Origin of the sequence: Gordonia sp. OPL2, from assembly GCF_003797825.1 — a bacterium.
GTDB lineage: Bacteria > Actinomycetota > Actinomycetes > Mycobacteriales > Mycobacteriaceae > Gordonia.
The window spans coordinates 1-442 of the sequence record NZ_RKME01000086.1; the positions used below are offsets into that span (position 1 = coordinate 1).

1 protein-coding gene is annotated in these 442 nt (G+C 66.1%); it reads left to right on the forward strand.

All coding sequences use genetic code 11. The features are described 5' to 3' along the window. Nucleotides 1-81: 81 nt before the first annotated feature. Nucleotides 82-442: flagellar brake protein (locus EEB19_RS26395; protein WP_187590292.1), on the forward strand; the 361-nt coding region annotated here is incomplete at its 3' end.

Here is a 442-nt window from a genome sequence, read left to right on the forward strand (position 1 = left end):
TCATAATCCGGTGCAGGAGCCGATATCCCCATCGAGCCTCGCGCCAATGCGTGCTGGCGCCCGCCCCTGACCGTAGATTCCATGTCCGACGGCAACGACACTGCAGTGCATGATGTCCACGCGGCTGATGCCGCGGACGAACGATTCCTGGTCCGCAACCCGCGCCAGCTGCGCCAGCTGCTGCGCTCGCTGATCGACCAGCGATCGCTGATCAACGCCCATATCGACGGCCGCGACCGTTCCTTCCCGACCGCCCTGCTCGACCTCGACGAAGACGAGGACTTCCTGCTGCTCGATGGCAGCCCACAGGAAGCCTCCAACCGCGCCGCCGAGCAGGCCGATCACCTGCTGTGCTTCGCCCAGCTCGAACGCGTGCTGGTACGGTTCCGGCTGCACGAACTGCAGCGCGTGGACAACGACGGCCATGTGGCCTTCCGTGCGC